The sequence below is a fragment of the Borreliella japonica genome (assembly GCF_900099615.1).
Lineage (GTDB): Bacteria > Spirochaetota > Spirochaetia > Borreliales > Borreliaceae > Borreliella > Borreliella japonica.
On the sequence record NZ_FMTE01000002.1, the window covers coordinates 315,241 to 338,980 of the forward strand.

Genomic DNA, 23,740 nt, shown 5'->3' on the forward strand with positions numbered 1-23,740 from the left:
ACCTTTAAATTTCAAACCAATTAAGCTTGCACTTAAGAAAAAAACATAACTCACATATAAAACACAATTATCTTGCACTAAAACAAATAAAAATATTTAACCAAAATAAAAATTATTAATGCCTAGTTACAAAGCTATTTTTAAGCCCTTGTTATAAATCTTTTAGCTTTGTTAATCATAATTAACAAAGCAATATAATGAACCTTTAGTCAAGTAATAATAATTAAACATCGCCAAAGAAACTAAAAATCCTAAAATAGCAAACAAATTGCCTTTTATCCTAATACTTCCAAGCTCTACTATCTTAAAATATGAAGCTAAATATAAAAAAAATCCCAAATTGTAAATTATTTTCAAGAAAAAGTCACCTAAAAATCTATCAAAAGAAAAAACTAAATCCAAAGAACACGGCAAATATTTAAAAACCAAATAAAGAAAAGACGTGAAAAAAAATAATAAAACAATAAAACCTAAAAAGAATATAAAAACCTTAACAAAAGGATGAGTTTTAAAAGCTATTCTAAAAAATATGAAAATTGGAAAAATAGATAAAAAATTAAAATAACGAAAAAAGAAAAAATCAGAAAGATATCTTAATTCTAAAAATACAGCGCCTTCACTTCTTAAAAAGAATGCATTATCTAGGAATAAAAAAATATTAAACCCTAAATAATAAAAAAAGATTAAAACCAAAGGTAACACAAATAAATATTTAATTAAATTGAAAAAATAATGCTCAAAAGTTGAAACGGGCAAAGTTAAATAAAGAATATTTCTAAACGGATCGTGAATTACTTTGTAATAATCACAAATAGCAAACATAGACATAATCAAGGTTAAAATAAAAATTTTGGGAACAAAAAATCTTAAAAAATCTATTGCTGAAAAATTAAAATAAAATCTAAAAAGCAAATAAGATATAAATATCATTCCTAAAATTTGAATTATTAATAAAATATAGAATTTTTTATTATAAACAAAATCAAAATAAAATAAATTCAAAAATCTTTTTAAACTAAGCATCTTTTATTGCCTCTCCTTTTTATTTTCAGTAACATACAAAAAGAAAAATTCAATATCAACAACTTCATCTCCATTGCTACTCTCAAAATAAAGCGCCCTAAACCCATCTTTATTTTTTTCATAATACAATTCATTTCCATTTAATTCGCTAATAATTTTAATCCTATAATTTTTATTAATATAAGATACTGAATTGGAAAAAAGAATTGACTTTTCCCCAATAATAATTAAATAATCTACAACTCCTGTCAAATCCCTTACATTGTGACCTGTAATAAAGATGATTCTATCATTTAAATCAGAAAACATGTTTCTAAAAACATTTTTTGAACCAATATCAAGACTATTTGTCGGCTCGTCAAACAATAAGCAAGAAACATTTGTAGCCAGAGAAAATGCAATAATACTTTTTTTCTTTTGTCCAAAAGAAGCTGAAGATAAATCAAGAGAAATATCAAGGTTAAAATTCAATAAATATTTTTCAAAATCTGCCTTATTGAAATTTGGATAAAATCTAGACAAAGATTTGCTGTATTCAGCCAAAGACAATCTAGGGAGTGAAAATTCTTCAGGAACAAAAAATAAATTCACTAAATTCAAGGGGTTTCTTGGAAAAGTTGCTAAAGAGTTGAATAAAACCTTCCCTTTTAATGGCTCTAAAAGTCCGCTTACAAGTTTAAGTAAAGTTGTTTTTCCAACTCCATTCTTACCAAGAAGCAAATAGGTTTGAGGGGTTTCAATGTTAAAATTTAAATCTGAGTAAACTTCTTTTCCCCTATAGGAAAATTTTACATTGACAGCTTCAATAGCCATAAACACTCCTTAATATTAAGGGTCAAAATACAAAAAAATTAATTAAACAAAAAATATAAATTTAATTTTTTATGAACAAATTATAAATAAATATAGAAAAATTTACATAAAGTCTTGAGCTAAAATTCCAAATTTTTATCATAATCCTAGGCAAAATTTGAATTTCGTTAAATCCTAAATTTTTTGCACATTCATAACAATCCTGAAATTCAGATAATCCTTTAATCTCATCAAGAACAGAAATAAGCTTTTCCTTGTAAGCCCTGTAAACAAGCTTATTGGGAATATTCCAACCAATAATATAAATTTGCTTAAAAGAAATAAAATAATAAAATTGTAAGAAAAATCTTTTATACAAATATTGAAATTCGTTAAAAACACCTTCTTTTTTTAATAAAGTTTCTATTGTATTAAGAGATAATTTAGCTTTATGCAAAACACTAATAGAAGAGCTCATGCTTCCCATTCTTTGGAAATTAGTATAAAAATAATTATTTACAAAAGAAACCTTAGAAGCTTTTAAAAAAATTTGCATAACAAAAACCATATCTTCAAATACTACATTTTGCTGGCGAATATTATTCTTTAAGATTAATTCTCGTCTAATCAATTTATCCCATAACGTTCCAACAACAAAATTTTTCCTTCCAAAGGTTGCATAAACAGTAAAAAGCAAATTTTTAAATGCCTCCTTACCTGTTAATGGGTAATTAGGAAAAGGAAGCAGAGATTTTCTTTTTACATTTATTGCAAGAAAATAAACATAAAACTGGGAACAAACAATATCAGAATTATCTGCCTTTGCTCTATTGTATAAAACCTCAAGCATAGTGGTCTCTACAGAATCATCACTATCCCAATAAATAACATATTCTCCTTGAGCCTCAGAAAGTCCCTTGTCTCTAGAAGCAGGAAGCCCCATGTTTTTTTGACTAAAAATTTTAATAAAGCTATACTTATTAGCATATTTTTCTGCTATCTCTAAGCTACCATCATAAGAACCATCGTTAATTAATATAATTTCTTTATCTTTTAATGTTTGATTAACAGCGTCCTTTATCATTGCATCAAGAGTTTCAGCCGAATTAAAAAAACAAATAATAACAGAAACTTTATACTTATGCACAATATCCTCCAAAATAAAACCCGCTAAGTAAAAACAAAGCCAAAACACTTAACAACAAATTCTTTTAATTTTTTGCATAACAATTAAATTGTAATATATAATTAACAAGTTTGTATTGTTTTAAACTTATTTTTAATGAAAAGTTTAGCAGAAATTGCTATATTATTAAAAGTAAAAAATTTAAAAAACATTAACTTAAACAAGGAGCTTGAATGCTTGAAATAATAAGTCTTGGGGGGGGAGTAATAAATTCAAATCAAATCAACATAGAATTCATTAAAAACTTTAAAAACTTTGTTTTTAAATGGTTGCTAGAAAATGAAAAAAGAAAAATCATTTTAATAGTTGGTGGAGGAAAAGTTGCAAGAGAATACCAAGACGCCTATAAAAAAATCAACCCTGATTTTAAAGTCCACGAGCTTGATGAGATTGGAATAATGTCAACAAAGTTGAACGCAGAATTTATGTGCAAAGTAATGAATCCCATTTGTAAAGATAAAATTGTCACCAATCCATTAAAAAATTTTTCTTTTAAAGGAAAAATACTAATTGCTTCCGGCTGGAAATCAGGATTTTCAACAGATTACATTGCCGTAAAATTTGCAGAAAAATTTAATAAAAAAGACATTATAAATATAACAACCGTAAATCAAGTTTATGATAAAGATCCAAAAAAATTTAAAAACGCAACAGCTTTTAAAAAATTAAATTGGAACCAATTCCAAACCATTGTGGGTCAAAAGTGGAATCCGGGCTTAAATTTACCTTTTGACCCAATAGCAACAAAACTTTCTTCAAAACTTGGACTTACCCTTTACATAGTAAATGGAAATAATATTAAAAACTTAGAAAAAGTTTTTAACAAAAATAATGATTTTTTTGGCACTGTTATAGTAAAATAAAAATTAATGCCGGTATGGCGGAATTGGTAGACGCGTCAGACTCAAAATCTGATGAGGGCAACTTCGTGTCGGTTCGACTCCGACTACCGGTATTTTAATTACTTTTTTTAAAAACTTCAAAATTGCCAAGCATTGTTATACAATAACTACTTCTTTTAAAAAACATATTAAAAATCATTTTAATATATAATAAAAACTTTAAAGTCTACAACTTAATTACAAATAAAAACTTAAAATATCTTTGAGATTGTTTTCATTAAAGCTTCAGGATTAAAAGGCTTAACAAGCCAACCAGTAGCACCCGCTTTACGGCCCTCATCAACCTTAGATTGCTCAGATTCAGTGGTAAGAACGAGTATAGGAACAAAGCTACCAAATTCTCTTATCTGCTTAATAACGCCAATGCCGTCTAAATTAGGCATATTGATATCTGTAATAACAAGATCAAAATCTTTATCCCCTTGCCCAACTGCTTCTTTAAATTTTAAAACCCCTTCCAAACCATCCTTTGCTTCTGAGACTCCGAAACCGTTTTGTTCTAAAATATAAGCAACGCTTTGCCTTATTGCCCTATTATCATCAATAACCAAAATTCTTTTTTTCATCTAATTTTCTCCTAAAACCCTCCCAAAAGTATATAAAAATTAAAACAAAATTACACTACCCTCATCAAAAGAATGAATATCCTTAACTTCTTCTATCAAAGACAACAAGTGTTTTTTATGAACAAATAAAGTAAATCGATTAGCAATTCTATTTACAAACTCTTTATCTTCAACTTCAACAGATTGAATTCCAACTTTAGATAATTCTAAATTAAGATTAAAATTTATTTTGCTTTCCATATTGCTTAAAAAGTTGTCTATATCCAAAAGAGAATTTTTTAAATTTCTAACATTGTAAACTTCTAATTTCATTTCTTCAAATATTTCCATAAATTCAATTGAAAAAACTTCATAAGACAAAATATTGTCAATAGCTATGCTCTTAATATCAAGAATATCATTTTTAATTTCCATAAATAATTTTTTAAATTTATTAAAATAATTTTTTTCAAGATAAAATCTATTGTCATAATCCTTAACAACTTTTTCAAGAAAAAAGATTATTTGATCTAAAAATTCTATTCCCTTGGTAATATTAGAATCAATTTCTTTGATAATTTTCGACATTTCTGAAATATTACCCTCCATAGCTTTAAGCTCCGATCTTTTAACAACTTCTATCTTTGACGCTATATTAATATTTTGAAATCTGGCAGAAATGGCTGAAATATTTGAAAACATTAATTCTAATGATTTTATAAGTTTAACCTGTTCATAGTATAAATTCAAAAAATTAGAATTATTCTTCTCAACATCATCAATTCTTCTAAGCAGATCAGACAAAATGCTAGAAAATTGTTCTATTATTTTAGGAATATCTATGTATAAAGAATTATCAGACCTTAAATCATTAATAGTTTGGATACAACTAAGAGAAGCATCAATAAATTTCTCAAAAACAGTATAATTTTTTTCAAGCTTTTCAAGAACATCCTTTACTATAACTTTTGATGTATCAGTAAAAACTGATAAAATTTTCAATTTCTGAATTTCGCTTGTATCTCTAAATTTAAAAACATCCATATTAGAATACATAATATTTAAATGTTGCAAAGATTGAGTTAGCCTGTCTTGAAACTGAAGATAAGAAATAGAATTTACAAGCTTAAACTTAAATTCTAATAAAACTTTTAAAATATCATCGTAAAGGGCAATAACACTTCCTATTCCATCTGAAAAGGCATCTATTTTTTTCATTAAATTATCTCTAAATTCTTCAAGAATTTTATTCTCAGCCGTATTGCTTTCATATACTTGATTTTTAGCCCTATCTAGACCAATTTTAACTTCACGCCCCTTGCTGGTAAGTTGATCCGCTTGCTTAATCATAGATTGGGTTAAAACCTTAATTTCACTAGTAATATAAGAAAAGGCTCCCCCAGCCTTACCGGCTCTCATAGCAACAGTTAACGTATTAATAGACATTATTTCCATATCAAGAGAGCTTTTTTTCATTCTTTCAATCACATCCTCAAGTATTTCTATATCTTTAACCTTACTGCGTATTATGCTAAATTGGGATTCAAGAGAAGTTGTTGAAGAATTAAAGTAAGCAACAAAATCATCTAATGCTCCTATAATCTTAGCTATGAAATTATTCAAAGAAGTATCATTATCAAGATCAAGATTAGAAATTAAGTCAATACTAAAAGATAAATCCTTAGAATCTTTAGAAATTTTTTCTATTAATTTAGGAATTGATTTGCTTAAATTTGAATAAATATGCCTTGCGCTCTCATCAAAAGCTTCAAGTTTATAAAATAAGGTTGCCAAAAAATCGCTGGCAAAAAAATCATTATTGTTATTATCCATCACTAAGATCTCCTCAGAACATGATCGGCTATTTTGCTTAAAGGAAGAATTTTGTCTACAGCTCCTATTTTTATAGCTTCCATTGGCATACCAAAAACAACAGAGGTTTCTTGATCTTGGGCAATAGTATAAGCACCATTTTTTTTCATTTCAAGCATACAAATAGCACCGTCATCTCCCATACCTGTAAGGATAACACCAATAGCATTAGAGCCTGCATACATTGCAGCAGACCTAAAAAGTACATTTACAGAAGGCTTATGCCTACTAACAAGAGGTCCATCTAATAAATTTACAAAATAATTTCCACTACCATATTTTACAATCAAATGATAACTTCCATTAGCGATTATTACAAGACCTGGACGAAGAATGTCTCCATCTTCAGCTTCTTTAATATCAACATTAAACTCATTGTTTAAGTTTTTTGCAAAAGATCTTGTAAAACCTCCCGGCATATGTTGAACAATAATAATTGGAGGAGAATCCTTTTTAAAAGAGCTCAAAAAAATTCTTAATGCCTCTGTACCACCTGTAGAAGAGCCTACAACTATAATTTTGCCAGTTTTGTGTTTATTAAGAAGACCTTGATACTTAATAATAACATCCGGATCATTTTTGGGAGCAAAGTTAATAACATCAGAAACTCTATAACTTTTCCTTATGCTTGAATCATTTAAACTGTTTTCTCTCAACTCTACTTTAGAATGATTAGAAAAATCGGGTGCATGAATCCTTTTAACTTCATAAGAAGATATTAATTTATTTTTACCTAGATTCTTCAACTCCAGCTTTATTAAAGCTAAATACTTGCTACGAAATAAATCAATTGTAAGCTTAAAATTAAGCTTATTTATTATTAATTTAACCTTTTCCTTACTTTGCTCAAGACATCCAAAATTTGGAAACATTTCATTTTGTGCAATAAATACAACTGGAAGAGATATATTATTAAGAACATTGTTCAAGGAATTCCCAAAATTAGATCTTGCCGTATTCTCATCAATAATAACTAAGTCTGGAAACTTTTGTAAAAATACATTAATAAGATTTAAAGAATTAAAACCAGCATTTAATATTTCAACATCATTATCTTTAGAAAAAGCTCTAACAAAAACCTGCTTTATAAGACCTTGAATATCAATTATTAATATCTTCATTATTATATTTTAATATTTTTAACCTTTAAAACCAAAAATCTATATTTTAGATTTTCATCTTACAAGCTTAGTTATTGCATCTATATCAACAACTAAAGCCAAACTTCCATCACCAAGTATAGTAGCCCCAGAAACTCCTTCTACTCGAGAATAAATTTTACCCAAAGCTTTTATAACAGTTTGATGTTGACCTAAAACCTCGTCAACAACAATACCCATTTTCCCACTATTTGTGTTCACAACAACAACTTGCTCACTAAAACTCTTCTCGTTAGAAACCTGAAAAAACTCTCTAAGTCGAATAAAACTAATCATGCTGCCTCTATAATTCATTACATTGCTTTTGGTCTCAACCCCATCTATTTTAGAAATTAGTTTATTAGATTCTAAACAAGACTCAACATTAGAAAGAGGAATAATAAAATGCTCATCTTTTACTCTAACAAGCCAACCTTCAATAATAGCCAAGGTTAACGGAAAAATTAATTTAGTTCTAGTATATTTGCCAAGCTCACTTTCAAGCACAACATGTCCTCTTAAGGATTCAACCTGCTTTTTAACAACATCCATACCAACTCCACGCCCTGATATATCAGTAACAGAACTCGCAGTTGAAAATCCAGGCTCAAAAATCAAATTATAAACATCAATATCTGATAAGGTTTTAGCAACTGAGTCAGAAATTATATTGCGCTCCACGGCCTTTTCAAGTATTTTATTCTTATCAAGGCCTCTTCCATCATCCTCAATAATAACAACAACAGAATCTCCAGATTGACACGCTGAAAGCTTGATAACACCTTTAGGATCCTTTCCCAACATTTCTCTCTCTTTAGACGATTCAATTCCATGGTCTATTGAATTGCGAATTAAATGAACCAAGGGCTCATTAAGCTTTTCAATAATACTTTTATCAAGAACAGTATCGCCTCCAGAAGCATGATAAAGAATCGACTTACCAAGACTACTAGATAAATCTTTTACTATCCTTTGAAATTTTACAAACAAAATCTCAATAGGAACTGTTCTAAGCCCCGTTGTATAATCTCTAAGCTCATTAATCAGCAAAGAAAATTCTGCTGATATTGAATTTAAAATATTACTATTCCTATTTTCAGCCTCTTTTGAAAGTTTTGATTGTATTGTAACAAGTTCTCCAACAAGATTTACCAAATGGTCAAGCTTTTTAGAATCCACCTTAATACTAGCAATATTAACCTTACTTCTAACAGTGTCATCTTGAACATTAGATTTATTTTTATCTCTATTTAAAAAGGATTTTCCAACAAATTTCGATTCTTTAAATAAAGAATTAGCGGGATCTTTAGTGCTTCTATCTAAGCCAAATAAATTAAAATTTTTAAGCTCTACATTATCACCTTTATCCGCCTCAAAACATTTATCCAATTCTTGAATATCAATTTTTGACTGAGAATCTAAAAATACAAAAATGTCTTGAATATTCTCTTTACTCTCTTCTGTATCTAGTCTTATCTCCCAATCAACATAAACATTGTCAGGAGAAATAAGCTCTAAATCAGGAATGCTATCTACTTTAGCTCTAACATAACCACTGCCCAAATCAAGCAACTTGTTCAATAAATTTATAGGTTTGTGCCCATGAAACAAAATACCCTTAGCAGGAGAAAAAATAATTTTGTAACTTTTAAATTCAGACCTCAAAGCCTCATCATCAAATTTATTGTCTGAATTTACTTTAACAAGCTCTTCTAAAACAGAATTATTACCGGAATTTGAAAAATCATTTTCTAAAGCTTTTTGATAAGCATTCTTAACACTAGAAGTCTCAAGAACCTTTTTAATTTCATCTATCAAAAACTGCTTACGCTTATTAAAGTCAATCTCAGAAATTACTTCATCACCTTCAATAAGCTCCCTAATAAAATCAACTGACATCAAAGTAGCATCAATAGCAGCTTGATTAAAAGTAGCCCTACCATCTTTTACAACATCAAGAACTGTTTCTATTTCATGAACAAGCAATGCCGTAAAATTAAAGCCAAACATACCAGAACTTCCCTTTATAGTATGTAAATTTCTAAAAATAGAATTAATAATGTCTTGATCTGAGCTTACCTCAAGGTTAAGAAGTGCTTGTTCAATATCTGAAATATTTTCTATTGATTCCTCCTTAAAGGAATTCTTAAATTTATCAATCACATCACTACTATCCATAAGCTTTCCTTAAATCTAAAATCCAACTAAATTAAGCCCCAAATCAAAGCTATCAACATCTTCAATATCTACCAAAAACCCACCATATATTAATGAACTTAGAACCTCATCAGATGGATACTCAATTTTTACAAATAAATTTCTATTCTTAGCATATTTATTAGATGCATACAAAATTTGTATAAAAGTAATATCTATTTTTTCAACATTTGAAAGATCAATGGTAAGGGTATCCCCTTCTTTCATTTCTTTAAAAATATGCAACAAATCCTCTTTTACCTTAAAAATACTATTTACTACAAGCTCCCCTTCCGGTCTATAAATCATGACTAAAAACTCCTATTGCTGCTGATATTCGGGATCATATATTGTTGTATTTCTAAATTTAGAAAGCTCTCTAACGTCAAATAAATTTTCTACATCTAAAATAATAATAAACTTATTATTGCTCTTACCAATTCCTGAAATAAATTTTGAATTAAATCCTGATCCAATCTTGGGAGCATCATCAATACTAAATGGATCTAATTCAAGAACTTCATTAACATAATCTACCAAAATTCCAAGATTAAATTCATCTCCCTCGTAAACTAAAGTCAATATAATAATATTTGAAATATTAACTCCCTTATTTCTTTTTTTATCATCCTCATCAACAAAGCGATCACTCATTCCGAATTGCTTTCGAATATCAATTATTGGAACAATTTTACCCCTATTGTTTATTATTCCTGCCATATAGCTGGGAGTCCTTGGGATTTTTGATATCTTAGTATATTCTAAAACCTCAACAACATATTTAATCTCAATAGCATAAAGCTCGTCTAAACTAAATAAAAGATACTGACTTAAAGAATCTTGCATATCTGAATCCACGCCCATAAAACGCCCCTTTAAATGCAATCTAAATCGCAAATAGAATACTAATATCAAGATTAATATTACCTCATATATTCATAAATACAAATTAGAAATTACAAATTAGAAATTAATAAAATTTAATTTCTAATAAACAAAAAAGACACAATTTTAGCGGAATTCTATCTTATAATTTAGATATAAAGTTGTAGTTTAATTTATATTAAACATAAAAAAGTTAACAATGCAAAGTAGAAACAAACTAATAAGATTGCTAATAATTATTACATTATTTTTCAATGTTGAGACTATTTTCACAAATGAAAAATCTAAAAATAGCACAAATAATCCAAAAATAGACAATCTGAAAACAAAAACCAAGATAAAATTTGGCTTTATTCTGCCTTACCCTACTGCAATAGAATTCAGTATTAATAACTTTGATATTGGGATGGGGGTAACAATATTGAGTGTATCAGAATTTTTTCCAAAATCACCAGCAGTATTACTATTTAAAACATATTTTGATTATATGTTCTTAAATTTAAGAATTAAAAATTCAAATTTTGTCTTTTTCTTGGGATCTGGCCTATTTTTTGAAATAGGCAAAGTTACAAACTCAAATTTAACAAACGTTCTTTCTGGGGTTACCTATAAAATAGGAGTAGGCTTGCCCTTAGGGATAATATATGAAGCTTATTATGATATTATTGAAATTATAATAAAAACAACACCATCAATTTTTATTGGCCAATTACCTAACGGAAATTTAATGTTCCCAATAAAAGGCAACTTCTCTATCGGAATAAAAGGCTCTCTTAAGATATAGTTTTCACTTTTTAGATAAAAAAAATTATTGAACTAAAATTATTTTGAAAGCTAGAATGTTATACTTAGGAGGCTAAAATGCTACACTTAGGAAATAGTAAAACAATAAGAACAACAATAATTATTGTATTAATTATTGTTTTATTAGTCCCAATATCAGGATTTGCTAATTCAAAAGAATCTGCAAGGGGTAAATTTGGAGCAGGAATTATACTTCCATTACCAATTGCTTTACAGATTAATATTGGAAGCTTTGATCTTGATATTGGTCTTTACAGCGGAGTGAATAATTTATTTTCAGATTGGAAAACACTGTTTATAGCACTGGACTATATATTCTACATACATGTATTCCCGGGGGCTGCTAATATTTTAAATTTTTCAGTTGGAGCTGGGGGGTATGGAACAATATGGTTTTCAAGATTTGGCGGTAGTCAATCGGGCTCTGGACCAATGAGCATTGGAGCAAGATTGCCTTTGGCTTTAAATCTTGAAGTATTTAGAAAAAGATTCGACATATTTTTACGAATAGCTCCAGGACTTGGAATGAATATTTGGAGCGGCGGCGTTGGATTTAGATGGGAAGTATTTGCAGGATTGGGACTAAGATTCTGGTTTACTTAACAAGTATTCTTTTTTTTAAAAAGAATAATTGTTAAAAAATCAACTCACTTCAAAAAGCTTAAACTCAAATTTAAGATAATCAAAAACTTATTTTTATTATTTTAAAATTCAAAAATAGAATATTATAATAATAAGACAAAATTTGGGAGACAATAGTGAGAAAAATATTCATATTACTAATCATGATTACAAATATATCTACAAATGGTTTTGCAAGAGATTCATATTTAAATAGGGGTATTGGCTTTGGAGCAAGTGTTGGAAATCCAATTATTAACTTAATAATGTCATTTCCTTTTATTGACTTTGAAATAGGCTATGGTGGCAGCAATGGAATAAATTTATCGGGATTTAAACTTGAATCAAAATTTTATGATTTTAATTTATTAGCAATAGCAGCGCTTGATTTCATTTTTACAATATCTTTGATAAAAAAATTAAATTTAGGAGTTGGGATAGGAGGAAATATAAGCCTATCATCTCACACATCTAAATTAATAAATATAGAATTGGGATTTGGAATACGAATTCCATTTGTTATTTTTTACGACATTACAGAAAACTTAGAAATAGGCATAAAAATAACACCATCAATAGAATTCATCTCAAACACAAGATCCCTTGCGCTTCACAAAGCCTACTCGGGCATAAAATCAAACCTTGCTGGAGGAATATTCGCTAAATACTATATCTAAATCCGAATACTGACGCATTAAATTTATTGCCAAGCACTATGAAAAAATTCACCTCGTTTTGAGTCTAATCTTTCAAAAGAATGGGCACCAAAGAAGTCTCTTTGTGCTTGAATTAGGTTAGAAGGCAGGTAATTGGTAGAATAAGAATCTAAAAACGAAAGACTGGCATAAAATGCGGGCAAAGAAATTCCAATTTCACTAGCCTTTGAAATTATTCTTCTCAAAGATTTGTGATTATTTTTTAATAAATCTAAAAAATAATCATCAAAAAGCAAATTAATAAGATGGGGATTTTTATCATAAGCTAATTTAATTTTATCTAAAAAACTACTGCGAATAATACAGCCTTCTCTCCAAACTAAAGAAATTTTACCCAAATTTAAATCCCAACCATAATTCGCAGATGCAGTCTTAAGCATCATAAAGCCTTGAGCATAAGCTACTATTTTTGAAACTAAAAGAGCATAATAAAGATCTAAAATCCAATCACTAAGCTCAAACTCAAAAGAAACAGTATCCATTTTAAGCAAATCGCTAGCAATAATCCTTTCATGTTTTAATCCTGACATAAATCTTGAAAAAACGGATTCAATAATTAAATTTACAGGCATACCAGACTCAAGAGCATCAATAGCTGTCCAAACACCAGTGCCTTTTTGATTTGCAATATCTAAAATCTTATCAACCAAATATTCATTATTTTCTTTATATCTAAGAATTTTAGAAGTTATTTCTAGCAAATACCCCGAAAGATCGCTTTCATTCCACTTTTCAAAAACTTCTGAAATTTTTGAATTATCTAAATTGAAAGCTTTTTTCATGAAAAAATAAACCTCGCTGATAAGTTGCATATCAGCATATTCTACCCCATTATGTATCATTTTAACATAATGTCCAGCGCCATTCTCTCCGATATAAGTCGAACAAACATCATTATTTTTAGTTTTAGCTGCAATTTTATTTAACATAGGCTCAAGAATTTCATAAGCTGATTTACTTCCTCCGTACATTAAAGCAGGCCCGAATCTTGCTCCCATCTCCCCTCCAGAAATTCCAAGTCCTACAAAATAAATGTCCTTAGCAAACAATTCTTTTTCCAATCTCATTGTATTCTTATAATGAGAATTTCCACCATCAACAATTATGTCCGATTTATTCAAAAAGGGCAAAATTTGTTCAACAACCTTTTCTACAGCCAAACTTGTCACCATTAAAATGATTTTTCTTGGGGTTTTCAAGCTTTTAACAAAAGACTCAACATCTTTAAAGCCATTTATCTTTTTATTAGAATTTTGTTTAACAAAAACCTCAGTTTTTTCGCTATCTCTATTGTAAACAGAAACATTAAAACCGTTATCAGCAATATTTAAAGCTAAATTACCTCCCATAACACCAAGACCATAAATTCCTACATCCATTGCATTCTCCTTGATTCTAATTTTCTATTTTAAACAAATTGCTTTATTTATTATTTTAGATTATGTTATATTATAAAAAAAGTAAAGATTAAATTGAAAAGGAAAATTTGCATGAAAAAACAATTTGATACAGAAGTGAATGATTTGCTTTATTTAATCATACACTCTCTTTACTCCCATAAGGAAATATTCTTAAGAGAATTGATATCAAATGCGTCTGACGCTATTGATAAACTCAAGTTTTTAAGCTTGACAAATGAAAAATTCAAAAACATTGCCCTAGAACCAAAAATAGAAATAACATTTGATGATAAAAGCCTTCTAATTAAGGACAATGGAATTGGAATGAATGAACAAGATTTGATTAATCATCTTGGTGTAATTGCAAAATCAGGAACTAAAGAATTTATTAATAATTTAAAACAAGATGAAAAAAAATCTGCAAGTTTAATTGGCCAGTTTGGAGTTGGATTTTACAGTGCATTCATAGTCTCAGAAAAAGTAGAAGTTACATCAAAAAAAACACTAGAAAGCGATGCTTATGTTTGGTCTAGCGATGGTAAAACGGGATATGAAATAAAAAAAGCAACAAAAGAAGAATCAGGAACAGAAATAAAGCTTTATCTTAATAAAGAAGGACTTGATTATACCAATAAATGGAAAATTCAAGAAATTGTCAAAAAATATTCAAATCACATAAATTATCCCATTTATATAAAATATAGCGAACCTATAATGAAGGATGGAAAACAAGAAGGAGTAGAAGAAAAAGAAGAAAAAATAAATGAAACCACTGCTCTTTGGACAAAAAATAAAAACGAAATTAAAGCAGAAGAATATAATGAATTTTATAAAAATACAACTTTTGATTATGAAAATCCATTAATGCATATTCATACAAAAGCTGAAGGAAATTTGGAATATACTAACTTATTTTATATCCCAAGTAAAGCTCCTTATGATTTATATTACCCAAACACTAAACCTGGGGTAAAGCTATTTATAAACAGAATTTTTATTACAGATTCTGAAGGCAGTTTGCTTCCAAACTATCTAAGATTTATAAAAGGGATTATAGACTGCCAAGATTTACCTCTAAATGTAAGCAGAGAAATTTTACAACAAAATAAAATTTTGTCTAAAATAAAATCGTCTTCTGTAAAAAAAATACTAAGCGAGCTTGAAAAGCTAAGCAAAAAAAATCCTGAAAAATTTTCAGAATTCTCTAAAGAATTTGGAAGATGCATTAAAGAAGGTGTTTATTCAGACTTTGAAAACAGAGAAAAGCTTATATCATTGATAAGATTTAAATCTTCAAGTATAGATGGATTTGTGTCTTTCAAAGAATACAAAGAAAGAATGAATGAAAACCAAAAAAGCATTTACTATATAACGGGTGGCAAAGAAAATATATTAAAAGAAAATCCAATAGTAAGCGCTTATAAAGAAAAGGGATTTGAAATTCTAATCATGGATGATGAACTTGATGAGGCTATTTTAAATCTAATTCCAGAATACGAAGGATTAAAACTAAAAGCAATAAACAAAAATGAAACTAGTAATGAATTGAAGGACGAAAATTTCAAAAAAATTGAAGAAGAGTTTAAAGATATTCTTACAAAAGTAAAAGAAATCCTTAAGGACCACATAAAGGAAGTTAATCTCTCGGCAACATTAATAAAAGAGCCTTCAGCAATAATCGTTGATAACAATGACCCAACTTACCAAATGCAAAAAATCATGCTGTCAATGGGACAAGAAGTAAAAGAAATTAAACCAATACTTGAATTAAACCCTAATAACAAAATAGTCCGAAATTTAAAAAATCTAGAGCCTGAAAAATTAGAAAAAACAAGCATTCTTCTTTTTGAGGAAGCTCTTCTAACTTCAGGAATGCCTAGCAAAAATCCAGGAAAATTCATAAACATAATAAACGAATTTCTAGAAAAAGACTTGTTATGATTGAAATCAAAAGAGAGAGGGTTTAAAGCTCTCTCTTTCTACTTTTTAACTCGCAATACTAAATCTTTTCCTGCTGTAACAGACTTTGTTTGAGATATTTTATGTCTAATTTCTTCTGTCAAAACAGTTGAAGACAACAAAATATATTCAGTATCATTTTCGAGTCTTCCAAAAGAATATTCTATGCTTGAAACTTCATCAGAATTTGCAATAACAACTGGGGTAATAACGGATTCTGAATGCTCTTTTAAATATTCAAGATCGAGCCTAATAATAACTTCACCTTGTTTAACATTAATGCCTTCCTCAGCAACTCTTGTAAAGCCCTTGCCATTTAAATTAAGAGTATTAATTCCAAAATGAACAAAAATTTCAACACCCTCTTTAGTTTCAAGGCTAAAAGCATGATTGGTTTTAAAAATTTTACCTATTTTCCCATCACAAGGCGCCAGCAATTCATTACTTGTTGGAAGAATTGCAATTCCATCACCAACTATTTTTTCAGCAAATGCTTCATCAGGAACCTTATCAATTGACATAACTTTTCCACTAATCGGAGCAATCAAATCCAATGTAGCGGTTTTTTTAAAAAAATCTAAAAACCCCATAACTAATCTCCTATAAATTTATCAAAATAACTTAAAGTTTCTTGCTTAGAATTGCTGTTTAAAACTCTATTTGCCAATTCTTCCAATTCCATTATTGTATACTTTTTAAGTAAATATTTAATTCTAAGTGTAGCACTAGGAATCATACTCAAAGATCTAAATCCAAGACCTACAAGAAGCAAAGCTCCAGCATCATCTCCTCCAAGTTCGCCACAAACAGACACATCGATTCCAGAACTAACTCCATCATCAAGAACCTTTTTGATTAATTTCAACACAGCAGGATTATATTTGTCATATAAATTTGATATTTTTTGATTACCACGATCAACAGCTAAAACATATTGGGTTAAATCGTTAGTCCCTATACTAAAAAAATTCAATTTATTGGCAAGTTTAGAGGAAATTAAAGCTGCAGAAGGAACTTCTATCATACAACCCACTTCCAAATTTTCATCAAAAGGTAAACCTCTAGACTTCAAACTGATTTTTGCATTACTCACAAAATGTTCGATCGTTTCAATCTCTTCATATATTGTAAGCATAGGCACCATTACCCTTATCTTCCCATAATGACTGGCCCTAAAAATAGCATTAAATTGCGCTTGGATCAATTCTTCATATTCCTTATACATCCTAAGTGCTCTAAAACCCAAAAAGGGATTTTCCTCTTTCTTAAAATTAAGATAGGAAATTTCCTTATCCCCACCAACATCAAGAGTACGAATCGTAACAACCCCTTTTTTTTCCATTGTATCTATAACTCTCTTATAAGTTTCAAACTGCTCATCTTCTGTTGGAGGTTGTAAAGATTTCATATATAAAAATTCTGTCCTAAAAAGACCTATTCCAGCAACACCATATTTATTAACATATGCAATATCAACAGGTGTTCCAATATTTGCCTTTAAAAATACTTTTACGCCATCTTTCGTTTCAGCATCTTTATCTTTTAAAGAAAAAAGCTCTTTTTCCATCTCTACTTGACGCAAAATCTTGCTTTCATAAAGATCAAGCTCATCAGAAGAGGGATTTTTAATAACAATAGAAGATATTGCGTCAATGACTATCTTATCACCATCCTTTAACGCATCAATATCTAACAAAGTCATAACAAGCGCTGGAAGCCCCATTGTTCTTGCCAAAATAGCAGCATGGGAAGTTTCTCCTCCAACTGCAGTTAAAAACCCTTTAACATAATTTAAGTCAAATTGCATGGTATCAGATGGGGTTAATTCCTCGGTAACAAGAATAATGTCTTTATTAATCTCAGAAAAATCGGTTACTTGGCCTAAAATAATAGAAATTAATCTATTCCTAATGTCTTTATAATCAGACGCTCTTTCTTTTAAATAAGGATCTTTATAATCTTCTACACTTTTAACCAAATTTTCAAACGCTAAATAAATAGAATAAGCAGCGCTATAATTTTCCTTTGTAATAAGCTCAATAACAAACTCAGAAAATTCATCGTCTTCAACAATCAATACCTGACCTTCAAAAATACCCTTCTTGTCATCTCCAAATTGAAACACAGCTTTTCTCTCAAGATCCTTAAGTGCTTCAATTGCTTTTGACTTAGCTTTATTGAATTTTGATATCTCGCTATCAACTTGAGAAAAGCTGATTTTTTCTCTACTTACAATTTTATCAAAATTTTTCCTAATACAAAGAACTTCTCCAATACCTATCCCCTTGGATATTCTTTTACCCGATAAAGTCATAATTTAAATCCTTCTAAAATTCATTCCTTAAAAGATTCGATAAGCTCTGCAAGCTCTAAAGCAGCAATCTCTTCATCCTCACCCTCAGCACATATTAAAAGTTTTTTACCTGATGACAATTCCAAAGTTTGAAGCCTGAACAAACTTTTCCCGCTAACAGACTTTCCATCAGACTCTATTGTTATCTCACTAGAATATTCTTTAGCCTTTTTTACAAAAGTTGACGCAGGCCTAACATGTAAACCGTTTACAGCCTTAATAATTGCTTCTTTTTTTACCATAAGTACAGAAACCCCTCATTATAAATATTATTTTTTTTTGATTAACTTTTTACATTATAATACATAAAAATAAATTACATATTTCCTTTACATAAGAAATATAACATAATAAAGATAGTAATTAAACTTATTCAAGCCATTAAAAATTAAAACTCATTAATATATCTAAATAAAAATTCTTTATTAGCTTTAAATTTCTCTCTCCTACATTAAAATTTTTAGAATCTCTTATATTTTTATCCAACATTTTAAGAGAATTTTCTATCTCAGAAAATGAAAGTGGCAAAGATTTGTTTAAAAGTAAAATCTGAAAATCCCTTATGACGATCACTTTGTCATCATAAAATATTTTTAACAAAAAATCATTTATAACATCTCTTTTTATGTTTAAAAGAATACATATAAAGATAATATCCATTTCTTCTAGAATGTCAAAAGACATGGTATTGAAAAATACTTTATGATAAAAACTTCTATTCCATAGATTCATCATTGGAAATTTAAATTTAGTAACAAGAACGGTATTTCGGTTTGCAATATATTCGGCTCTATTTAAATTATAAGCACTAAAAACATAAGTTTTTTTGGTCAAAATATTTTTAAACTCAATTTGCGCATCAAGGCTTAACAATAAAGGATAAATATCGAAAATAGTATTTTTATAATAAAACCCATTTGCAAGATTAATACTATTTAAATATATTTTATCATTAAATTTTAAAATAAATTCATAAAACAAACTTGGAATATTTTTCTTACCAATCTGAAGTATCTCGTTATAAGTAACACACGGTCCCATCTCAAGAAAATTGCCCCTTAAGGATACCTTATTAAATTTTTCAAAATTACCAACAAGAAAAAAATTATCAATAGAAGTTTCTCTATTAAACAAATCAGGATTTTTTTTAAAATCTAACTCATTATAAATAATGTAATTATTTAAATTTTTGTTAAATAAATTAGACAGTATATTAAAACTTTCAGGATAATAAACCTTAACATCAACCATTTTTTCTATACAATTCTTCAGCTTTCAAATATAAAGATAAAAAAGTATTAACATCCATACAATTACATTTTAATGAATTTCTATAACTTAAAATATCTGATTTACTTACAATCTTATTTTCCAAAAAGTAATAAAACAATAAAACATTGGATTCAAAACAATTGCTACAAAAATTAAAATCGTCTTCTAATAAAATTTTTTGCATGTGATGATAAAAACTTTTATTTTTAAGTCCTTCAAGAGTAACTACACTGCGACCATTTAAAATAAAAGCAGGAATTAAATTAGAATAAACAAGTCTAAAATCTAATAAAATTAAAAAAAATCTGTTATTAACAATATACTCCAAACTATCGCCCTTATCAAAAAAAATAGAATCCAAAAGACTTCTGGTCGTCAAAGAAAGACTAATCTTTTTTGAAATACTCTCACCGTTTAGACTAAAATTAATTAATATCAATTTTTACACTCCAGCTATTTAAAATTTCTTCAAAATCAAGAGGCGTGCTACTTGCATTAAAATCAAATATTTGAATCAGAGCAGTTCGAATTGCAGAAACAGAAACAATAAAAAAACTTCTAAAAGAAAAAACAAACTCGCCATCTTCAATAAACTCTAAGCTTAAGCAATCTTTAATATCGTAATTTACATTAGCATTGCAAAATACATAATCAACCGCTAACCCAAATATTGTATGAATTCTTTTATTGTTCAACTTAAGTTTAGTAAATTTGCCTTTCTCTACAAAAAAGCTTACATTGCTAAAAACAGCGCTAAGAGAATAAAATTCAAATTTAAGCTCAACAGAACACCCAAGCATGCAATCATTAAAATAGTCAGTAGTTATTTTTTCTTTAAAAACAATAGGATATTCATTTACAAATCCTATACTTATCAAAGAAGAAAAACTGTCCTTAATGGTTAAAATTGCTTTTTCAATTAAATAGGGATCTTTAAAAAGAAGACTATAAAAATTATCAAAATCTAATATGCTCTCATCTATCAAAAAATTTATACTGTCATAGGCCAAGCCTAATGTTTTAGCCAAACTATTTTTTAAATAGTTGCTTAAATTGTTATCAATGATGCTATAGGGCAAAAATATATTTAACACATCCTTATATAAGAGAGCAACAACATATTGTTCTCCACTTAAAAAATAAGTGTTTGAATTCAAATAAGCAAAACCAACTCCCCTGCGACTAGTATCAAAAATATCATAATTCTTGTTAGCGCTTAAAACAGAAGATTTCTTTATTAAAGAATTCTTTAAATCTAATTTTTTAAAAATTTTGAAAAAACTACTGTAATCGCCTTTAATCTGCGTAAGCAAATAACCTATTGGCTCACAAGACATCACTAAAGCAAGATTATAAAAATTAGAATAAATAAAATTATAAACAGAAGTCTCAAATGCTAAAAGATTGTCATAAAAAAATATGAAATCACTTTTATTCTCAATAAAAAAAATTTCTAAAAACCCATCAAAAAACAAATTTTTAAAAATATTATTAATAAATTTAAAATAGAACTTATACAAAAAATTTAAAGGTCTATTTATTGTAATCTCTAAAATAATCTTTGAAAGCTTGTTATCTGCCAATAAACAATTAGAAACCGAAAAAGTTAAATTTAAATTATTTAAAATCCCAAAATGCCTTTTGTAGTAAATAACATTAACCCTTTTATTAATTTTTTTTGAAATCACAATGCCTTGTAAAATTGCATTAAAAGAAATAGGAAAAATAGAGCTAGACCAGTAGTTATTAAGAGAATTGATTTTTATTTTGTCTTTATTTAAGCCAAAATTTTCACTAATAAAAAATTTTAAAAAAGAAATATTATCTATATTAGCATCAATAATTAAATTCTCAGAATCAAAAAATATTTTAACTAAAATAAAGTCGTCTGGAAAACTATTGTAATCACTAAATTCATAACATGCATTCAAAACATTGCAAGTTCCAGATTCTTTATTTTCAAATCCAGAAGAGTAATTATTACTCCCACCATCAATTCTTAGGTTAAAAAGAACATTTTTTTCTGCTTTTAGCAGATAATCCAAATTATCTGAATACAAAACTAAAGGAATTTGGCCTTCAAAGCTTATTTTATTATCAAAAAGCTTTAAATTAAATTCATTAGAATCAACAAAATCTCTAAACTTTAAAGTTATATTGTCTTTATAACTGATACTAAAAACTGAACTTTCATGCTCATCTGCAAAGCTAAAATCTTCAATAAAAGAATCTTTAACATTACAACAAACTGGCAACGCCCAAAATTCATATGCATCCACATTTGTCAAACTTGAAAACTCCAACTAAACAAAAAAAATAATCAATAAGAACCGTCATCACATAAATAAAAAAAATTGAAAAATAAAACTTCAAAAACAGCTTACCTTACCAAAATATACAACAATATTAAAACAACTTAACTTAATAAGAAATTCACTAATACTAATTTGAAATTAGTATCACCTGTCAATAAAAATAGCACCTCCGGTGATTTTTTATCACTTTTGATAAATGGACAAACTATGATAACATTATAAATTATAGATGTTTTCTAAATAAAAACAAGGACTTTATGAGTAAAACAAAAAATCGAAACTTTAAGTATTTTATAATACTTTCGTGTATATCATTATTTGGGGCTAATAATACAATAAGCTACTCTAGTATTGAAATCCCCTTGGAAGACTTAAGTGAAGAATTTAAAGATACTCGAAACAAAAACGATCAAACAGATACTTCAAAAGATTCAAACAAAAAAATAGCTTCTTATAAAGACCCCAAAAAGGGCAAAGATCTAAAATTACCAGAAAGCATAAGAGACAAAAAGCCTTTTAAAAAAAGAATAGACGAAAATGATCTAAAATCTGTAATTGAAAATTATGAAAATAAAATTAAAAATATAGAAAAGCTTCTAAAAACCAAAAATCAAAAATCATCGGCAAATGAAAATAAAAAAATAGAGTCAATCGAAAGAAAAGCAAAAAAATATGAAATTTTAACCAATAAATTAAAAAACGAAATAGCAGAAATAAAAAAGCTTCTTAACAAGAACTCCAAACCTGAAGAAGATGAAGATTATGAAAAAATAAATATTGAAAACATTGAAGAAGATAATGACGATAATGATGATTTTGAAGAAACTTATGAATATAGTGATGAAGTTGAAGAAATAAATGATGACAACTACCCTTCTAATGAAAGAATAATAAATAATCTAAAAGAAAACCTTCCTGATAACGAAAAATATTATGCCATTAATGAAAAAAAAATCGATGAACTTGAAGATAGAATCAATGATAATGAAAGTACCATTTTAGACTTGCAAAGAGAATTAAGAAACTTTAAAAAAAAAGATGCATCAGATAAAAACTTAGAAGAAATTGAAGAAAGCTTATCTTCAATAGGAAAAATAATCAATGCCTTAAAAGAAAAAGTTAGCGCAAATGAAGCGATAAACAAAGAAAATCAAAAAAAAATAAGAACCGATAAACACAAGCTTAAAGAATTAGAAGATAAAATAAAAGAAAATGAAGAGACTATTTTAAAACTTCAAAAAGAATTAAACAATTTTAAAAAAAAAGAAATTTCTCAAAAATCTTTAAACGAAGAAATTTTCATTCCAAGTATTACAAGCAAAAATGACTACTTAAAAGAAAATAATAAATTAGAAAGGGAATATTTAGAACCTACAGAAAAAAATGAAAGTCAAGACCTAAAAGAAAATACTAAAAGCATCCCAAAAACAACTATGATCAAAACAGCAGATTTTCAAATCTATCCCGACATATACCTTAATAACTATGAATTTAAACAAAAGGGAGATCAATTTGCATTTAAAAAAGAAAACACATACTATATTGAAATAGATCCTACTAATAATTTAAATGAAGCTCTAAAAAATCATGAAATAATTTCAAAATATAACTTTGAAAAATATTTCATTAACCCTACTCTAAAAAATAAAGAGGAATTTTTTAGAAACTTAATAGAAGTTAAAAATATCCACGAACTAGGAATTATGTATAAAAGTCTAAAACCTGGATTTAAGCAAATAAAAATAATTAAATAAAAATTA

At 27.7% G+C, this 23,740-nt stretch carries 22 protein-coding genes and 1 tRNA gene; 7 read left to right on the top strand and 16 right to left on the bottom strand.

What is annotated here, in order from left to right; all coding sequences use genetic code 11:
- Positions 1 to 171: 171 nt before the first annotated feature.
- The 3 genes from BLO14_RS01410 to BLO14_RS01420 all read right to left on the bottom strand — a co-directional run bounded on the left by BLO14_RS01410 (position 172) and on the right by BLO14_RS01420 (position 2,974).
- Positions 172 to 1,023 carry a hypothetical protein gene (locus BLO14_RS01410; RefSeq protein ID WP_091971994.1) on the bottom strand — a complete coding sequence of 284 codons (852 nt, stop codon included), beginning with the start codon at positions 1,021 to 1,023 and terminating at the stop codon, positions 172 to 174.
- 3 nt (positions 1,024 to 1,026) lie between these two features.
- Positions 1,027 to 1,836 carry an ATP-binding cassette domain-containing protein gene (locus BLO14_RS01415; RefSeq protein ID WP_091971995.1) on the bottom strand — a complete coding sequence of 270 codons (810 nt, stop codon included), beginning with the start codon at positions 1,834 to 1,836 and terminating at the stop codon, positions 1,027 to 1,029.
- Positions 1,837 to 1,897: 61 nt separating this feature from the next.
- Positions 1,898 to 2,974: a glycosyltransferase family 2 protein gene (locus tag BLO14_RS01420; RefSeq protein WP_091971997.1), complete on the bottom strand. Its 1,077-nt coding sequence runs from the start codon at positions 2,972 to 2,974 to the stop codon at positions 1,898 to 1,900.
- 200 nt (positions 2,975 to 3,174) lie between these two features.
- On the opposite strand from BLO14_RS01420, the gene pyrH reads away from it, so the two are divergent.
- Both pyrH and BLO14_RS01430 read left to right on the top strand, forming a co-directional pair.
- Positions 3,175 to 3,864, top strand: a complete 690-nt coding sequence (gene pyrH, locus BLO14_RS01425; RefSeq protein WP_091971999.1) for a UMP kinase — start codon at positions 3,175 to 3,177, stop codon at positions 3,862 to 3,864.
- 8 nt (positions 3,865 to 3,872) lie between these two features.
- Positions 3,873 to 3,956, top strand: a tRNA-Leu gene (locus BLO14_RS01430).
- Positions 3,957 to 4,094: 138 nt separating this feature from the next.
- Here the strand turns inward: BLO14_RS01430 and BLO14_RS01435 are convergent.
- Genes BLO14_RS01435 through BLO14_RS01460 form a run of 6 tightly spaced genes read right to left on the bottom strand, consistent with a single transcriptional unit; the run spans position 4,095 to position 10,519 of the window.
- Positions 4,095 to 4,469, bottom strand: a complete 375-nt coding sequence (locus BLO14_RS01435) for a response regulator (protein WP_002557158.1) — start codon at positions 4,467 to 4,469, stop codon at positions 4,095 to 4,097.
- Between the two features lie 39 nt (positions 4,470 to 4,508).
- Positions 4,509 to 6,281 (bottom strand): BB0569 family chemotaxis protein, encoded by a 1,773-nt coding sequence (locus BLO14_RS01440; RefSeq protein WP_091972001.1) that lies wholly within the window; start codon positions 6,279 to 6,281, stop codon positions 4,509 to 4,511.
- 2 nt (positions 6,282 to 6,283) lie between these two features.
- Positions 6,284 to 7,441 carry a CheB methylesterase domain-containing protein gene (locus BLO14_RS01445; RefSeq protein ID WP_091972003.1) on the bottom strand — a complete coding sequence of 386 codons (1,158 nt, stop codon included), beginning with the start codon at positions 7,439 to 7,441 and terminating at the stop codon, positions 6,284 to 6,286.
- A gap of 54 nt (positions 7,442 to 7,495) precedes the next feature.
- The gene (locus BLO14_RS01450) at positions 7,496 to 9,637 is read right to left on the bottom strand and encodes a chemotaxis protein CheA (RefSeq protein WP_091972005.1); all 2,142 of its coding nucleotides are present in this window, start codon (positions 9,635 to 9,637) and stop codon (positions 7,496 to 7,498) included.
- A 15-nt stretch (positions 9,638 to 9,652) separates the two neighbouring features.
- On the bottom strand, positions 9,653 to 9,964 hold the full coding sequence (locus BLO14_RS01455; protein ID WP_091972007.1) for an STAS domain-containing protein: 312 nt from the start codon (positions 9,962 to 9,964) through the stop codon (positions 9,653 to 9,655).
- A gap of 12 nt (positions 9,965 to 9,976) precedes the next feature.
- Complete coding sequence (locus BLO14_RS01460) at positions 9,977 to 10,519, bottom strand: chemotaxis protein CheW (RefSeq protein ID WP_091972009.1); 543 nt, start codon at positions 10,517 to 10,519, stop codon at positions 9,977 to 9,979.
- 220 nt (positions 10,520 to 10,739) lie between these two features.
- Between BLO14_RS01460 and BLO14_RS01465 the strand changes: the two genes are divergently transcribed.
- The 3 genes from BLO14_RS01465 to BLO14_RS01475 all read left to right on the top strand — a co-directional run bounded on the left by BLO14_RS01465 (position 10,740) and on the right by BLO14_RS01475 (position 12,642).
- A complete protein-coding gene (locus BLO14_RS01465; RefSeq protein ID WP_091972011.1) occupies positions 10,740 to 11,324 on the top strand; it encodes a BAPKO_0422 family outer member beta-barrel protein in 585 nt (194 codons plus the stop codon).
- A 104-nt stretch (positions 11,325 to 11,428) separates the two neighbouring features.
- Entirely contained in the window at positions 11,429 to 11,947 is a 519-nt protein-coding gene (locus tag BLO14_RS01470) for a DUF3996 domain-containing protein (RefSeq protein WP_091972299.1), read from the top strand.
- A gap of 155 nt (positions 11,948 to 12,102) precedes the next feature.
- A complete protein-coding gene (locus BLO14_RS01475) occupies positions 12,103 to 12,642 on the top strand; it encodes a DUF3996 domain-containing protein (RefSeq protein ID WP_091972013.1) in 540 nt (179 codons plus the stop codon).
- A 23-nt stretch (positions 12,643 to 12,665) separates the two neighbouring features.
- Here BLO14_RS01475 and gnd read toward each other — a convergent pair whose 3' ends face one another.
- Positions 12,666 to 14,060: a decarboxylating NADP(+)-dependent phosphogluconate dehydrogenase gene (gene gnd, locus BLO14_RS01480; RefSeq protein WP_091972015.1), complete on the bottom strand. Its 1,395-nt coding sequence runs from the start codon at positions 14,058 to 14,060 to the stop codon at positions 12,666 to 12,668.
- A 111-nt stretch (positions 14,061 to 14,171) separates the two neighbouring features.
- Between gnd and htpG the strand changes: the two genes are divergently transcribed.
- Positions 14,172 to 16,022 carry a molecular chaperone HtpG gene (htpG, locus tag BLO14_RS01485; RefSeq protein WP_091972017.1) on the top strand — a complete coding sequence of 617 codons (1,851 nt, stop codon included), beginning with the start codon at positions 14,172 to 14,174 and terminating at the stop codon, positions 16,020 to 16,022.
- 38 nt (positions 16,023 to 16,060) lie between these two features.
- On the opposite strand, the gene crr is transcribed toward htpG, so the two are convergent.
- The 6 genes from crr to BLO14_RS01515 all read right to left on the bottom strand — a co-directional run bounded on the left by crr (position 16,061) and on the right by BLO14_RS01515 (position 21,953).
- Positions 16,061 to 16,630, bottom strand: coding sequence for a PTS glucose transporter subunit IIA (gene crr / locus BLO14_RS01490; RefSeq protein ID WP_091972019.1), 570 nt, complete (start codon positions 16,628 to 16,630; stop codon positions 16,061 to 16,063).
- A gap of 2 nt (positions 16,631 to 16,632) precedes the next feature.
- Positions 16,633 to 18,354, bottom strand: a complete 1,722-nt coding sequence (gene ptsP, locus BLO14_RS01495; RefSeq protein ID WP_091972020.1) for a phosphoenolpyruvate--protein phosphotransferase — start codon at positions 18,352 to 18,354, stop codon at positions 16,633 to 16,635.
- Between the two features lie 20 nt (positions 18,355 to 18,374).
- Complete coding sequence (locus tag BLO14_RS01500) at positions 18,375 to 18,635, bottom strand: HPr family phosphocarrier protein (RefSeq protein WP_091972022.1); 261 nt, start codon at positions 18,633 to 18,635, stop codon at positions 18,375 to 18,377.
- Between the two features lie 139 nt (positions 18,636 to 18,774).
- On the bottom strand, positions 18,775 to 19,644 hold the full coding sequence (locus BLO14_RS01505; RefSeq protein WP_091972024.1) for an FAD binding domain-containing protein: 870 nt from the start codon (positions 19,642 to 19,644) through the stop codon (positions 18,775 to 18,777).
- Positions 19,637 to 20,104: a hypothetical protein gene (locus BLO14_RS01510; RefSeq protein WP_091972026.1), complete on the bottom strand. Its 468-nt coding sequence runs from the start codon at positions 20,102 to 20,104 to the stop codon at positions 19,637 to 19,639. Before BLO14_RS01510 ends, BLO14_RS01505 begins: the two co-directional genes overlap by 8 nt.
- Positions 20,091 to 21,953 (bottom strand): hypothetical protein, encoded by a 1,863-nt coding sequence (locus tag BLO14_RS01515; protein WP_091972028.1) that lies wholly within the window; start codon positions 21,951 to 21,953, stop codon positions 20,091 to 20,093. Before BLO14_RS01515 ends, BLO14_RS01510 begins: the two co-directional genes overlap by 14 nt.
- Positions 21,954 to 22,237: 284 nt before the next feature.
- On the opposite strand from BLO14_RS01515, the gene BLO14_RS01520 reads away from it, so the two are divergent.
- Entirely contained in the window at positions 22,238 to 23,734 is a 1,497-nt protein-coding gene (locus tag BLO14_RS01520; protein ID WP_091972030.1) for a coiled-coil domain-containing protein, read from the top strand.
- Positions 23,735 to 23,740 lie beyond the last annotated feature (6 nt).